Source organism: Pseudoduganella lutea, assembly GCF_004209755.1.
Classification (GTDB): Bacteria; Pseudomonadota; Gammaproteobacteria; order Burkholderiales; family Burkholderiaceae_D; genus Rugamonas; species Rugamonas lutea.
The window spans coordinates 3,263,415-3,277,235 of sequence record NZ_CP035913.1; the positions used below are offsets into that span (position 1 = coordinate 3,263,415).

Below are 13,821 nucleotides of genomic sequence, written 5' to 3' on the forward strand. Positions count from 1 at the left end.
CGGGTGGCAATATCGCTGAGTCTTATCCTGAAGCTAATTGCATGCCATGCATGGCTGGAGGGGGACTGTACCTGATCCGGTACAGTTGCGCCGAAGACGGTTCAATCGCCAGCCTGGGCACGGCAGGCGCCCAATCAGCCCGGCCGGTTTCAGTCCGCGTCGGGCGGTAATGCCGTTCAGATAAGCCAACCCCAACGGCAGATGCCGGGGTCAGACCCCGCGGGTCTGACCCCAGACCTTCGCTTTTGGGGTGTATGCATGCGGATTCGACATGGCCCGAACGCTAACTGAACGGCATTAGCCCCAGGCAGAGCTTTTTCCGCTGAAACTAAAGTTCCGTGGAGGCTTACTGCGACCACGCGGAAGGGGAGAACAAGTAGCCTTCGCCCCACACGGTCTTGATCTTTTCCGAATCCGTATCGTCGAACTTGCGGCGCAGTTTCGAGATGCTGTTGTCGATGCTGCGGTCGAGGCCGTCGAACTCGATGCCGCGCATTTTCTTCAGCAAGGCATCGCGCGACAGCACGGTGCCGGCCGATTCGGCCAGCACGAGCAGCAGCTTGTATTCGGTATTGCTCAGCACGCAGGGTTCGCCGCGCCAGGTGACCGTGCGGTCGCTGGTGGCGATCGACAGCGCGCCGAACGTGAGCGCATCGCCGGCGCTCTTGCCCTGGGCGCGGCGCAGCAGCGCACGCAGGCGGGCCAGCAGCACGCGCGGCTGCACGGGCTTGTTGATGAAGTCGTCCGCGCCCTGTTCGAGCAGCGATACCTCGTCGTACGAATCCTCGCGCGCCGTCATGATCAGGATCGGCACCTTCGTGATGTCGCGCAACTGGCGGCACACGAGCATGCCGTCCAGGCCGGGCAGCATCAGGTCCAGCACCACGATGTCGGGCGGGCTGGCCTTGAAGCGTGCCAACGCTTCGTCGCCGCGGCTCACCACGTCCACCTTGAATTCATAGCCCGCAAGATATTCCGTGACCAGGTCGGCCAGGCGGGCATCGTCTTCCACCAGCATCACTCGATACATAGCAAATCTCCTATTTGTCTATTGTATAAGAGCAATGGCAAAAAAAGATCATCTGGCACGCCGGGAGTACAAAACCATACAGTTTCGCGACAACTCACAGCGCCCGGGCGATCAGCAGTTTCTGGATGTCGGACGTGCCCTCGTAGATCTGGCAGACGCGCACGTCGCGGTAGATCCGTTCCACAGGGAAGTCGGACACGTAACCATAACCGCCATGCACCTGGATCGCATCCGAGCACACCCGTTCCGCCATTTCGGACGCGAACAGCTTGGCCATCGCCGCTTCCTTGAGGCAGGGCAGTCCGGCATCCTTCATCGACGCCGCATGCAGGATCAACTGGCGCGCGGCCTCGATCTGCGTTGCCATCTCGGAGAGTTTGAATTGTACCGACTGGTGCTGGAAGATTGGTTGCCCAAATGTCTCACGTTCCTTCGCATAGGCAAGCGCGGCTTCGAAGGCTGCGCGGGCCATGCCCACCGCCTGCGACGCAATGCCGATGCGGCCGCCTTCCAGGCCGGACAGGGCGATCTTGTAGCCCATGCCTTCCTCGCCGATCAGGTTGGCTGCGGGAATGCGGCAATTGTCGAACACGATCTGCGCCGTGTCAGACGAATGCTGGCCCATCTTCTGCTCGAGGCCGGCAACGATGTAGCCCGGGGCCGAGGTCGGCACCCAGAAGGCGCTGATGCCTTTCTTGCCGGCCGCCTTGTCGGTCACCGCCAGCACGATGGCCACGTCCGCGTATTTGCCGGACGTGATGAATTGCTTGGTGCCGTTGATGACGTAATCGTTGCCGTCGCGCGTGGCCGTGGTGCGCAGGGCGGCCGCGTCGCTGCCGGTATGCGGCTCGGTCAGGCAAAACGCGCCCAGCATCGCGCCGGCTGCAAGCGGGCGCAGCCATTGCTCTTTCTGCGCCGCGTTCGCATACATCATCGCAATGCTGCACACGGGGCAATTGTTGACGGAAATGATCGTCGACGTGCCGCCATCGCCGGCCGCGATTTCTTCCAGCACCAGCGCCAGCGACACGTAGTCGAGGCCGGCGCCGCCGAGTTCCTCCGGCACCGCCACGCCGAACGCACCCAGCGCCGCCAGTTCCTTCAGTTCCGCCTGCGGAAAGTGGTGTTCCTTGTCCCAGCGTGCCGCCTGCGGCGCCAGGCGCTCGCGCGCATAGTCGCGCAGCGCGTCGCGGATCATTTGGTGTTCTTCGCTCAGTACCATGTCTCGTCCATTCTCTTTATTGTCTTGTTCGATCACCAGCCGATCGGTTGCCCGTCGTAGGTGACGAACACCGGTCTTGCCGAAGCGGCCAGGGCGGCCAGGGTGGCGCGGATGCCGCTGGCGCTGTCCGCCGGGTCGAGGTCGGCTTCGGCCCCGCCCATGTCGGTGCGCACCCAGCCGGGGTGCAGGGCCACGCAGGTGGCGCCCTGTTCGCCGAATGTCAGCGCGGTGTCGACGAGCACCGAGTTCAGCGCCGCCTTGCTAGCGCGGTACAGCGAGCCATTTGCACTGTGCCGCTCGCTGATCGAGCCCATTCGCGACGACATGACAGCCAGCTTGCCGCCCGCCGCGGCCACCATCGGCGCAACGATCGGCAACAGACGCATCGCGGCCAGCACGTTGGTGTGCATCACGTTGTCGAAGTCGGCCTGGACGGGGAAGCCATCGTGCCGCGGGCCGTACACGCCGGCGTTGAGGATCGCCACGTCGACGTGCTCGCCATCGAGCTTCCAGCCCAGGCCCGCCACCGCTTCGACGTTGTTGACGTCCAGCACGTGCGTTTCCGCGCCCAGCGCGGCCAGCGCCGCGCAGTCGTCCGCCTTACGGGCCGTGGCGATCACGCGCCAGCCGGCTGCCACGTACTGGCGTGCCAGTTCAAGGCCGATGCCGCGCGAAGCACCGATGATCAATGCCACCGCCATCAGACAAGCTCCACGCCGACCGCCGTGGCTTCGCCGCCGCCGATGCACAGCGATGCCACGCCGCGCTTGCCGCCGCGGTCTTTCAATGCCCCCAGCAGCGTGACGATGATGCGGGCGCCGGAAGCGCCGATCGGGTGGCCCAGCGCGCAGGCGCCGCCATGCACGTTGACCTTTGCATGTGGGATGTCGAGCTCGTGCATGGCCGCCATCGGCACCGCCGCGAACGCCTCGTTGATCTCGAACAGGTCCACGTCCGACACCTTCCAGCCGTTCTTGTCCAGCAGCTTCCTGATCGCGCCCACGGGGGCCGTGGTGAATTCGTTCGGCGCCAGCGCATTCGTTGCATGGCCGACCAGTTTGGCTATGACGTTCGCACCGAGCTTCTTCGCGGTGGATTCGCGCATCAGCACCAGCGCGGCGGCGCCGTCGTTGATCGACGACGAGGACGCGGCCGTGATCGTGCCATCCTTCTTGAATGCCGGTTTCAACGTGGGGATCTTTTCCAGCTTGGCCTTGGCCGGGCCTTCATCCTTGTCGATCACGGTGTCGCCGCCGCGGCCGGAGACGGTCACCGGTGCGATTTCCCACGCGAACTTGCCGCCGGCCGACGCCGCCTGCGCGCGCTTCACGGATTCGATCGCAAACGCGTCCTGCTGCTCGCGCGTAAAGCTGAACTTCGTCGCGCATTCCTCGGCAAACGTGCCCATCGAGCGGCCGCCGCCGGTTTTTTCATCCTTGCTGTACGCGTCTTCCAGGCCGTCGAGCATCATGTGGTCGAACAGCATGCCGTGGCCGATGCGGTAGCCGCCGCGGCCTTTCGGCACCAGGTAGGGTGCATTGGTCATCGATTCCATGCCGCCGGCGATGACGACGTCCGCGCTGCCGGCCACCAGCTGGTCGTGCGCGAAGATCGCGGCCTGCATGGCCGAGCCGCACATTTTCGACAGCGTGACGGCACCGGTGGACGTGGGCAGGCCCGCCTTCAGCAGCGCCTGACGCGCCGGCGCCTGGCCCTGGCCCGCCATCAGGCAATTGCCGAAATACACGTGCTCGACGAGTTCGGGCGCGATGCCGGCCCGTTCGACGGCAGCCTGGATCGCAACGGCGCCGAGGTCATTTGCGGACAGGCTGGAAAAATCGCCCTGGAAGGCGCCCATCGGGGTGCGGGCAGCGCCGACGATAACGACAGGATCATTCATTTCATGGTCTCCGGTGAAGGCATCGTTGTCGATGCCGGGATATTGCAAAATCGGATGGCTTGCGGGTAGGGGAACACGTCCTCGACGATGCCATCGAGGATGCGCTCCTTGCGGGCTTGCCACCATTGGGGTGTCAGCAGTTCGGCATGGTGCCGCAGGAAGCTGCGGCGGATGTTCGGGTTACCCAGCAGGAACTGGCCGAACTGTTCGGGGAACACGTCGTGCTTCGCGACCGGGTACCACGGTTCGGAGGCCATTTCCTCTTCCTCGTTGCGCGCGGCCGGGATCGCGCGGAAATTGCAGTCGGTGATGTACTCGATCTCGTCATAGTCGTAGAACACCACGCGGCGGTGGCGGGTCACGCCGAAGTTCTTGTACAGCATGTCGCCGGGGAAGATGTTGGCCGCCACCAGGTCGCGGATCGCGTTGCCGTATTCCACGACGCCATGCTCCAGCGCGGCCGCGTTGCCGGCTTGCTCGGCCTGCGTGAGCCAGATGTTCAGCGGCGTCATCCGGCGCTCGATGTACAGGTGCCGGATCACCAGCTGGTCGCCTTCTTCCTCGACCAGCGATGGCGCGTGGTGTTTCAGTTCGGCCAGCAGCGCTTCGGCGAAGCGGGCGCGGGGAAAGGCCACATTCGAATACTCCAGCGTGTCCGCCATGCGGCCAACCCGGTCGTGGTTCTTCACGAGCAGGTATTTTTCCTTGACCTGGGCACGGGTGGTGTCCTTCGGTGGTGGATAGAAATCCTTGATCACCTTGAAGACATAAGGGAACGATGGCAGCGTGAACACCAGCATCACGAGGCCGCGGATGCCGGGCGCGGTCTCGAACAGGTCCGACGAATGCTTCAGGTGCTGCAGGAAGTCGCGGTAGAACGCCGTCTTGCCCTGCTTTTGCAGCCCCAGCACGGTATAGAGTTCGCTGCGCGGCTTGCGCGGCAGCAGGGTGCGCAGGAATTGCACGCAGGCGGACGGCACTTCCATGTCCACCATGAAGTAGGCGCGCGTAAACGAAAACAGGGTCTCGATCTGTTCCTGCTCCATCAGCACCGTGTCGATCAGCAGCTGACCGGCATGGTCGTGCAGGATCGGCATGGCGAAGGGCAGCTCGCGGTCACCGTTGATGGCCTTGCCGACGAGATAGGCGGCCTTGTTGCGGAAGAATGGGCTGGACAGTACCTGGCATTGCGCATTCGGTGCCATCTCGGCAAAGAACGGGGCGAGCCGTTCCTCGACCCGGGCGATGTCGCGCGGCAGGTCGGCGAACGCGGTGGCGAACTGGAAATCGGTGACGATACGGCTCAGCGTGAAGCGCATGCCTTCCGCGCCCGGGTAATACACGCGGTAGGTCGGCGCCGGTTCCTCCGCATCGATGTACTCGGTGGAGACGACCGGGCGCACGAAGATGAACTCGTTGTTGAAGTAGCGGCGGTGCAGGATATTGCAGCACACGGAATTGAAGAACGTTTCCGCCAGTTCGGGGCGCTTGTGGCGCGTCAGCAAGCCAATGTAATGCAGCTTCAGCTCGCGCCACACGTCGTCGGTCAGGTCTTCCGGTGCGTAGTCGTCTTCCAGCAAGTGCACGCACTCCTGCACGCGGCGGTCGTAGTACCCGATCCGCTCGCGGGCCGCTTCCTGCGCCACCGCCCATTCCCCCCGCTCGAAATGGCCACGCGCCTCCCGGCTGGCCTGGCGGAACAGGCGATAGTGCTTGTCGAAACCATCGAGGATCGCGCGGGCGATATCGAACGCGATCTGCGAAGACAGCAGTTTGGGAAAGGCGGGCTGGGTCATCGTCGTCGTCAACGGCTCGGTTCGTGTCCACCTTAGAGTCAGGCTCGAAAGTGGACACGGGCTCTACTGTGGCATTGCCAAGCTCGTGTCCGATTTCAGGCCTGGCTCCAAGGTGGACACGGGCTCGGCTGTTGGTGCTTGCGATTACATGGTTTCCGCGAACAGTTCGCGGCCGATCAGCATGCGGCGGATTTCGCTGGTGCCCGCGCCGATTTCGTAGAGCTTCGCGTCGCGCCACAACCGTCCCACGGGATACTCGTTGATGTAGCCGTTGCCGCCCAGCGCCTGGATCGCCTCGCCGGCCATCCACGTGGCCTTTTCGGCGCTGTAGAGGATCGCGCCGGCGGCGTCCTTGCGCAGCGCGCGCACCTGCTCGGGCGACGTGGCGCGGTCGCAGGCCTGGCCGACGGCATACACATAGGCCTTGCATGCCATCATGGTGGAATACATGTCCGCCAGTTTCCCCTGCATCAGCTGGAATTCGCCGATCGCCTGGCCGAACTGCTTGCGGTCGTGCACGTAGGGGACGACGACATCCATGCACGCCTGCATGATGCCCAGCGGCCCGCCGGACAGCACGGTGCGCTCGAAGTCGAGGCCGGACATCAGCACGTTCACGCCCTTGCCTTCGCCGCCGAGCACGTTCTCGACGGGCACCTCGCAATCCTCGAACACCAGTTCGCCCGTGTGCGAGCCGCGCATGCCCAGCTTGTCGAGCTTTTGCGCGATCGAAAAGCCCTTGAATCCCTTTTCGATCAGGAAGGCGGTCATGCCGCGCGGGCCGGCCGCCAGGTCGGTTTTCGCATAGACGACGAGCGTGTCCGCATCCGGCCCGTTGGTGATCCACATCTTGGTGCCGTTCAGCACGTAATGGTCGCCTTTGCGGTCGGCACGCAGCTTCATGCTGACGACGTCGGACCCCGCATTCGGCTCGGACATCGCCAGCGCGCCGATGTGTTCGCCAGAAATCAGCTTGGGCAGGTACTTGCGCTTTTGTTCTTCGTTGCCGTTGCGCTTGATCTGGTTGACGCACAGGTTCGAGTGGGCGCCATACGACAGCCCCACCGAGGCCGACGCGCGCGAAATCTCTTCCATCGCCACGATGTGGGCCAGGTAACCCATGCCCGAGCCGCCGTATTCCTCGCCCACGGTAATGCCGAGCAGGCCCAGTTCGCCCAGCTTGCGCCACAGGTCCATCGGGAACTGGTCGGTGCGGTCGATGTCCGCCGCGCGGGGGGCGATTTCCGCTGCGGCGAACTGCTGCACGGCTTCGCGCAGCGCGGCGATGTCTTCGCCATGGTCAAAGGTCAGGCCTGGGAGATGCAGCATGTCGTCCTCGTCTCTAATTGGAATTAACGAATTATTCGCTATTACGTTAACGTAAACGTAAAGCGCTGCGCAGGCAAGGGCCTTGTGGGCCCATGAGCTCAGCCGTTGGTCCCCAGCCGTTCGCCACCCAGCTGTTCGCCATTTTCCTGGGCGGCGAGCAAGCGCCGGCACTCGTCCTCGTGCGCGGCGATCTCGGCCAGCGACATTTCGATATCCTCGCGCTGCTGTTCCAGCGTTTCGCGGTGTTGCGCCAGCACGTTGAGGAAGCGGTGCATCTGCGCCGCCGTATCCTTCGGCGATTCATACATGTCGACCAGGCTCTTGATCTCGGAGAGCGACAAGCCGAGGCGCTTGCCGCGCAGCGTGAGTTTCAGGCGGGTGCGGTCGCGCGGCGTGTATACGCGGTTGCGGCCGCCGGCACCTTCGCGCGATGGCGACAGGATGCCCTGGTCTTCATAGAAGCGGATGGCACGGGGCGTGATGTCGAACTCGCGGGCCAGCTCGGTAATGGTGTAGGTGGACATGGCTTACAATAAGTGTTTCCGTTTACGTTACGTCAATGCGTAACGTCCAAGCATTGTAGCGCACCGCCATCCAGGAGAATCGATGAACCCGCTCGAAGCCCAGCTTCATTATCCATTCGGCGACATCGTGCCCGCGCCCGGCGACGCCATCGATATCGGGCCCGGCATCCGCTGGCTGCGCCTGCCGCTGCCGTTCGCGCTGGACCACATCAACCTGTGGCTGCTCGACGATGCGGAAGGCACGCTCACCGTCATCGACTGCGGCGCCGCGACTGAGGACAGCCGCACCGGCTGGGAACAGGTGATGGCTGGCCATTTCGGCGGCAAGCCGCTGGGCCGCGTGCTTGTCACGCATTGCCACCCCGACCACGTGGGGCTGGCGGACTGGCTGTGCACCCGCTGGGATGCACCGTTGGCGATGACGGCCGGCGAATACGGTTTTGCGCGCATGATGGCGGCGGCGCTGCCCGGCGTCGATGGCACGGGCGCCGTCGAGCATTTCCGGCGGCATGGGCTGGTCGACGCGGACATGCTGGAAAAAATGCAGAGCCGGAAAAATTACTATCCGTCGCTCGTGCCGTCCGTGCCGACGTCCTATTTCCGCCTGGAGCATGGCCAGCAGGTCGACATCGGCGGCCATGCCTGGCGCGTGATCACGGGCTTTGGCCACTCGCCCGAGCATGCTTCGCTGTATTGCGAGGCGCTGAACGTGCTGGTCTCCGGCGACATGGTGCTGCCGCGCATTTCCACCAATGTGTCCGTGTTTGCGATCGAGCCGGAAGGCAATCCGCTGCAACAATACCTGGATTCGCTGGAACGCTTTGCCGCCCTGCCGGACGATGTGCTGGTGCTCCCCGCGCACGGCAAACCGTTCCGCGGCCTGCATACGCGCATCGCCCAGCTGCGCGACCACCATGCCGCCCGGCTGGAAGAAGTGGTCGCGGCCTGCGCGGAGCCGCGTTCGGCCGCCGAAATCGTCCCACTGATGTTCCGCCGTCCATTGGACGCCCATATGCTCAGCTTTGCACTCGGCGAAGCGCTCGCCCACCTTCACAAATTGTGGCGAGACGGTATCGTGCGCCGTGAAACGGATAGTGGCGGCATCATACGATTTCGTACCAACTACTAATAAAGTAGCCATACGTGTAAATCCTTTACGCAGGGGTGCATGACACAAGCAGATCAATAGGGAGTGAGCCTAGCCACTCCTCCGGTTCATGGCATCCACATAGTTGCATAAATTCAAATTTTGTGTCTAGAAAGACAGACAAGGGCGCCAGCAAATTGCATGCATCACGCAACAGGTTGCGCGAAAAAGTTGCTTTAGGGCTGGAATAGGTGATTGATTGGAGGTTACAATGTTAATTGTATCCACCCCGATTTTGTCACAATTGGTCTGAGCACGCTTGAGACTGACATTCAGGTCGTGACATGAAATAGTGCAACTATGAATTCTTCGAATGAACGCGAAAGCTTTAGCCAGCGACTCCAGCAGGCTCTGAAAAATGCTCACTATTCCCCTGACAGTCCCACGCGGCTGGCACGGGAATTCAACATCCGGTTCGAAGGGCGGCCGATCACTGTGCACGCGGCACGCAAGTGGCTCGTTGGCGAGGCGATTCCCACCCAGGAAAAATTGCGGATGATTGCGCAGTGGCTGGGCGTGCCGGCGGAGTGGTTGCGGTTTGGTGGGCCGGAAACGGCGGCGCCGGCCAGCGAGGGCGCGAATGGCCTGTCGCGGTTTGAATCGGCCGATGTGAAGCTGATCGCGGACTTGCAGCGGCTCGATGAGCATCACCGGCAGATTGCACGCGAATTCATCCGCATGCTGGTGCGGGTCAACTACCAGAAATAATGGCGCACGCCGGGATTTACCCGGCCAGGCCGTTCCAGCGTGGCGTTGCACCGGCAGCCACTTCCAGGCCAACCAGGTCGAGTACCCTGGCCACCGTGTGATCCACGATGTCGTCGATCGTTTGCGGCCGGTGATAAAACGCCGGCAGCGGCGGGAAGACGATTCCCCCCATTTCCGTGACAGCCGTCATATTGCGCAGGTGCGCCAGGTTGAACGGCGTTTCGCGCACCATCAGCACCAGCCGGCGGCGCTCCTTGAGCATCACGTCGGCAGCACGTGCGACCAGGTTGTCGGCCAGGCCGTGGGCCACGGCGGCCAGCGTTTTCATCGAGCAGGGCGCGATCACCATCGCATCGGTCAGGAATGACCCGCTGGCGATCGATGCGCCCACGTTATGCGCCTTGTGCACGACGTGCGCGAGTGCTTCCACTTCGCGCCGGGCCAGGCCCGTTTCCTCGTGCAAAGTAAGCACCGCGGCGTCGGAAATCACCAGGTGCGTCTCGACCTGGAGAGGCGCAACGCCGGGCACCGAAGGCGTGACGGGCGCATTGAGCGCCCGCAGCGTTTGCAGCAGCCGCACGCCATACACGGCGCCGGTGGCGCCCGTGATGGCGACGACGATGCGCCGCGGGCGCTGGGCCATGCCTGCTTAGCCCTGGTTGTCCAGCAGGGACTTCAGCTCGCCCGACTCGTACATCTCGTTCATGATGTCCGAACCGCCGATGAATTCGCCGCGCACGTACAGCTGCGGGATCGTCGGCCAGTTCGAATATTCCTTGATGCCCTGGCGCACTTCAGGGTCTTCCAGCACGTTGACGGTGGCGATGTTCTCGACGCCGCAAGCCTTCAGGATCTGGATCGCGCGGCCGGAAAAACCGCACTGCGGGAATTGCGCCGTGCCTTTCATGAACAGCACCACCGGGGTGCCCGTCACGGTTTCCTTGATCCACTGTTGTACGTCGCTCATAGCTGCCTCAATAAGAAAAATATCGAAAATATCGGAACACCGGCATTTTACAGGGATTCCCGGCCCCGCTGCAGAAGCGGCCGCGTCGCGGGCACGCGCTACCCCGCCCCGCGGGCAATGCCATCGCACGGTAGCAGTCGTCCTGCGGCACACAGTTGCCTCCGTGCTACCATAATCCCTTGGTAGCGCTCTCTGAAACTGGACTGGAGGATCGCGGGATGGATGGAGACCGGGGCAACAGGCGGATCAGGAAGATCAAGCTGGGAGCCGCCTGGCATCCCGAGCGCATCGAACGCTGGCTGGAAAGCCAGTCGGCCCAGGGCCTGCACCTGGAATCGGTGGCACCCTTCGGCATCTACACCTTCCTGGCCGACCTGCCCGAGCCCCACGACTACCGGATCGACTTTGCATCCACGAGGGAAATCGAAGACCCGCACTATGCCGAGGCGCCCACCGCCGCCGGCTGGAAGCTGGCCGGCCACTCGATGAGCTGGATGCTGTGGCGGGCGCCGAAAGGGGAAGCACGCGACATCTTTACCCATGCGCCGGCCCGCGTGTCCACTTACCGGCGCCAGGCCGTGGCGATGCTGATCATTGCCGGCATCCAGGTGCCACCATTGATCAGCGGCACGATGGCGCTGCGCCGGCACGACGAACTGGCCTGGGCCAGTGTGCTGATCCTGTCTTCGGCCGTGATGTCGCTGGCATTGTATGCGCTGGCCCGCGTGACGGGCCGGCTGCTCAGCGTCAAGGACTCCTGAGCGCCGGCGGTTTTTCGCGCCGGGTTCCGTCAGCCGCGCAGCTTGGCGAACGCGGCCGCCATCGACCCGCCCATCGCCGGCTCGCGCGCCGTGTTCTTCTGCTGCTGGCCCATGGCGCGGCGGTCGTTGCGGTCGCCCTTTTGTTCCGGCCGCGCGCCTGCCACCGGTGCGCTGTCCGACAGGCGCATCGTGAGGGCGATGCGCTTGCGCTTCACGTCCACTTCCAGCACCTTCACCTTGACCACCTGGCCGGCTTTCACCACCGTATGGGGATCCTTCACGAAGGTATTCGACAGCGCCGAGATATGGACCAGGCCATCCTGGTGCACGCCGATGTCGACGAAGGCGCCAAAGGCCGCCACGTTGGTGACCACGCCTTCCAGGATCATGTCCGGCCGCAGGTCGGCGATCTCTTCCACGCCGTCCTTGAAGGTGGCCGTGGTGAATTCGGGGCGCGGGTCGCGGCCCGGCTTTTCCAGCTCCTTCAGGATATCGGTCACCGTGGGCACGCCGAACTTGTCATCGGCATACTTTGCCGGCGACAGCGTCTTCAGCACGGCAGCCGCGCCGATCACCGACTTGATGTCCTTTTTAATATCGGCCAGGATCTTTTCGACGACCGGATACGATTCCGGGTGCACCGCCGAGGCATCGAGCGGATTGTCGCCGTTCATCACGCGCAGGAAGCCGGCGGCCTGTTCGAACGTCTTGTCGCCCAGCCGCGGCACTTTCTTCAGCGCCGCGCGCGATGTGAACGCGCCTTTCTGGTCGCGGTAGCTGACGATGCTCTGCGCCACGCTGGCGGACAGGCCCGACACCCGCGCCAGCAGCGGCGCCGACGCGGTATTCACATCCACGCCCACGGCGTTCACGCAATCCTCGACCACGGCGTCGAGCGTGCGCGCCAGCTGGGTCTGGCTTACGTCGTGCTGGTACTGGCCCACGCCGATCGACTTGGGATCGATCTTGACCAGTTCGGCCAGCGGATCCTGCAGCCGGCGCGCGATCGAGACGGCGCCGCGCAGCGACACATCCATGTCCGGCAATTCACGCGAGGCGAATTCGGAGGCCGAATACACCGATGCGCCCGCTTCGGAGACGACGATCTTCTGGAGCTTGAGCTCTTGATGACGTTTGATGAGGTCTTGCGCCAGCTTGTCCGTTTCCCGCGATGCGGTGCCGTTGCCGATCGAGATCAGCGATACATCGTGTTTCGCGGCCAGCTGGCCCAGCACGTGCAGTGTGCCTTCCCAGTCATTGCGCGGCTGGTGCGGATACACGGTGGCGGTATCCACGACCTTGCCGGTGGCATCGACAACGGCCACTTTCACGCCGGTGCGCAGCCCCGGGTCCAGGCCCATCGTCGCGCGCGGGCCCGCGGGTGCCGCCAGCAGCAGCGCCTTCAAATTGGTGGCGAACACGCCGATGGCATCGAGCTCGGCCTTCTCGCGCAACGCGCCCATCAGTTCGGTTTCCAGGTACATGAAGCTTTTCACGCGCCAGGTCCAGCGCACCGTGTCGGCCAGCCACTTGTCGGCCGGGCGGCCGGCGCTGCGGATGCCGAAACGGGCGGCGATGCGGCTTTCGCAGGGATTATGGGGCGCATCCCATTTCGGTTTTTCCGCTTCGGTGTCGAGGCGCAGCGTCACGTCCAGCACGCCTTCACGGCGGCCGCGCATCAGTGCCAGGGCACGGTGCGACGGCACGGTGGACAGCGGCTCCGCATAATCGAAGTAATCGGCGAATTTTTCGCCTGCTTCCTGTTTGCCTTCGATAACTTTCGATTCCACTACGCCATGGTCTTGCACGTATTCGCGCAGGGACTGGACCAGGTTGGCATCTTCGGCAAAGCGCTCCATGAGGATCTGGCGGGCGCCGTCCAGCGCCGCCTTCGTGTCGGCCACGCCGGCGTTGTTGCCGTCGGTCGTCGTAAAGGCTTCGCGCAGGAACTTCGTGGCTTCCGCTTCCGGGGTCAGCGCGGGATCGGCCAGCAGGCTGTCCGCCAAGGGCGCCAGCCCGGCTTCGATGGCGATCTGCGCCTTCGTGCGGCGCTTTTGCTTGTAGGGCAGGTACAGGTCTTCCAGCCGGGTCTTGTCTTCGGCGTGCAGGACGGCGTCCAGCAGCTCCGGCGTCATCTTGTTCTGTTCGGTGATCGACGCCACGATGCTGGCGCGGCGGTCTTCCAGCTCGCGCAGGTAGCGCAGGCGCTCTTCAAGCAGGCGCAGCTGGATATCGTCGAGGCCGCCGGTGGCTTCCTTGCGGTAGCGGGCGATGAAGGGGACGGTGGCACCCTCGTCCAGCAGGGCGATCGCGGCGGCCACCTGGGCCGGCTTGGCGGCCAGCTCGACGGCCAGGCGTTGTTCGATGGAAGGCAGCATGTGTTTCTATTCTGAACAGACAAGCTTTTAATAATACATGACGGCACCGCGCCAGTGGG

The 13,821-nt window shown here is 63.7% G+C and carries 13 protein-coding genes; 3 read left to right on the forward strand and 10 right to left on the reverse strand.

The annotated features are described in order from the left end of the window. Positions 1 to 346: 346 nt before the first annotated feature. The 7 genes from EWM63_RS13810 to EWM63_RS13840 all read right to left on the reverse strand — a co-directional run bounded on the left by EWM63_RS13810 (position 347) and on the right by EWM63_RS13840 (position 7,801). A complete protein-coding gene (locus tag EWM63_RS13810) occupies positions 347 to 1,030 on the reverse strand; it encodes a response regulator (protein ID WP_130187051.1) in 684 nt (227 codons plus the stop codon). A gap of 94 nt (positions 1,031 to 1,124) precedes the next feature. Beyond that, positions 1,125 to 2,252 carry an acyl-CoA dehydrogenase family protein gene (locus tag EWM63_RS13815; RefSeq protein ID WP_130187052.1) on the reverse strand — a complete coding sequence of 376 codons (1,128 nt, stop codon included), beginning with the start codon at positions 2,250 to 2,252 and terminating at the stop codon, positions 1,125 to 1,127. 32 nt (positions 2,253 to 2,284) lie between these two features. Further along, the gene (locus EWM63_RS13820; protein ID WP_130187053.1) at positions 2,285 to 2,953 is read right to left on the reverse strand and encodes an SDR family oxidoreductase; all 669 of its coding nucleotides are present in this window, start codon (positions 2,951 to 2,953) and stop codon (positions 2,285 to 2,287) included. Continuing rightward, positions 2,953 to 4,152 carry an acetyl-CoA C-acetyltransferase gene (locus EWM63_RS13825; protein WP_130187054.1) on the reverse strand — a complete coding sequence of 400 codons (1,200 nt, stop codon included), beginning with the start codon at positions 4,150 to 4,152 and terminating at the stop codon, positions 2,953 to 2,955. Before EWM63_RS13825 ends, EWM63_RS13820 begins: the two co-directional genes overlap by 1 nt. After that, a complete protein-coding gene (gene aceK / locus EWM63_RS13830) occupies positions 4,149 to 5,948 on the reverse strand; it encodes a bifunctional isocitrate dehydrogenase kinase/phosphatase (RefSeq protein WP_130187055.1) in 1,800 nt (599 codons plus the stop codon). The genes EWM63_RS13825 and aceK overlap by 4 nt, the downstream gene beginning before the upstream one ends. 144 nt (positions 5,949 to 6,092) lie before the next feature. Next, positions 6,093 to 7,277, reverse strand: a complete 1,185-nt coding sequence (locus EWM63_RS13835) for an isovaleryl-CoA dehydrogenase (protein WP_130187056.1) — start codon at positions 7,275 to 7,277, stop codon at positions 6,093 to 6,095. A gap of 98 nt (positions 7,278 to 7,375) precedes the next feature. Further along, positions 7,376 to 7,801: a MerR family transcriptional regulator gene (locus EWM63_RS13840; RefSeq protein WP_130187057.1), complete on the reverse strand. Its 426-nt coding sequence runs from the start codon at positions 7,799 to 7,801 to the stop codon at positions 7,376 to 7,378. Between the two features lie 82 nt (positions 7,802 to 7,883). On the opposite strand from EWM63_RS13840, the gene EWM63_RS13845 reads away from it, so the two are divergent. Together EWM63_RS13845 and EWM63_RS13850 are read left to right on the forward strand one after the other, a co-directional pair. Next, positions 7,884 to 8,930, forward strand: coding sequence for an MBL fold metallo-hydrolase (locus tag EWM63_RS13845; protein WP_130187058.1), 1,047 nt, complete (start codon positions 7,884 to 7,886; stop codon positions 8,928 to 8,930). 318 nt (positions 8,931 to 9,248) lie between these two features. Next, positions 9,249 to 9,656, forward strand: coding sequence for a hypothetical protein (locus EWM63_RS13850; RefSeq protein WP_130187059.1), 408 nt, complete (start codon positions 9,249 to 9,251; stop codon positions 9,654 to 9,656). 16 nt (positions 9,657 to 9,672) lie between these two features. On the opposite strand, the gene EWM63_RS13855 is transcribed toward EWM63_RS13850, so the two are convergent. Both EWM63_RS13855 and grxD read right to left on the reverse strand, forming a co-directional pair. After that, the gene (locus EWM63_RS13855) at positions 9,673 to 10,299 is read right to left on the reverse strand and encodes a UbiX family flavin prenyltransferase (protein ID WP_130187060.1); all 627 of its coding nucleotides are present in this window, start codon (positions 10,297 to 10,299) and stop codon (positions 9,673 to 9,675) included. Positions 10,300 to 10,305: 6 nt separating this feature from the next. Further along, the gene (grxD, locus tag EWM63_RS13860) at positions 10,306 to 10,623 is read right to left on the reverse strand and encodes a Grx4 family monothiol glutaredoxin (protein WP_130187061.1); all 318 of its coding nucleotides are present in this window, start codon (positions 10,621 to 10,623) and stop codon (positions 10,306 to 10,308) included. 218 nt (positions 10,624 to 10,841) lie between these two features. Between grxD and EWM63_RS13865 the strand changes: the two genes are divergently transcribed. Then, a complete protein-coding gene (locus tag EWM63_RS13865) occupies positions 10,842 to 11,384 on the forward strand; it encodes a DUF2812 domain-containing protein (protein ID WP_130187062.1) in 543 nt (180 codons plus the stop codon). A gap of 29 nt (positions 11,385 to 11,413) precedes the next feature. On the opposite strand, the gene EWM63_RS13870 is transcribed toward EWM63_RS13865, so the two are convergent. Then, complete coding sequence (locus EWM63_RS13870; RefSeq protein ID WP_130187063.1) at positions 11,414 to 13,762, reverse strand: Tex family protein; 2,349 nt, start codon at positions 13,760 to 13,762, stop codon at positions 11,414 to 11,416. Positions 13,763 to 13,821: the final 59 nt, after the last annotated feature.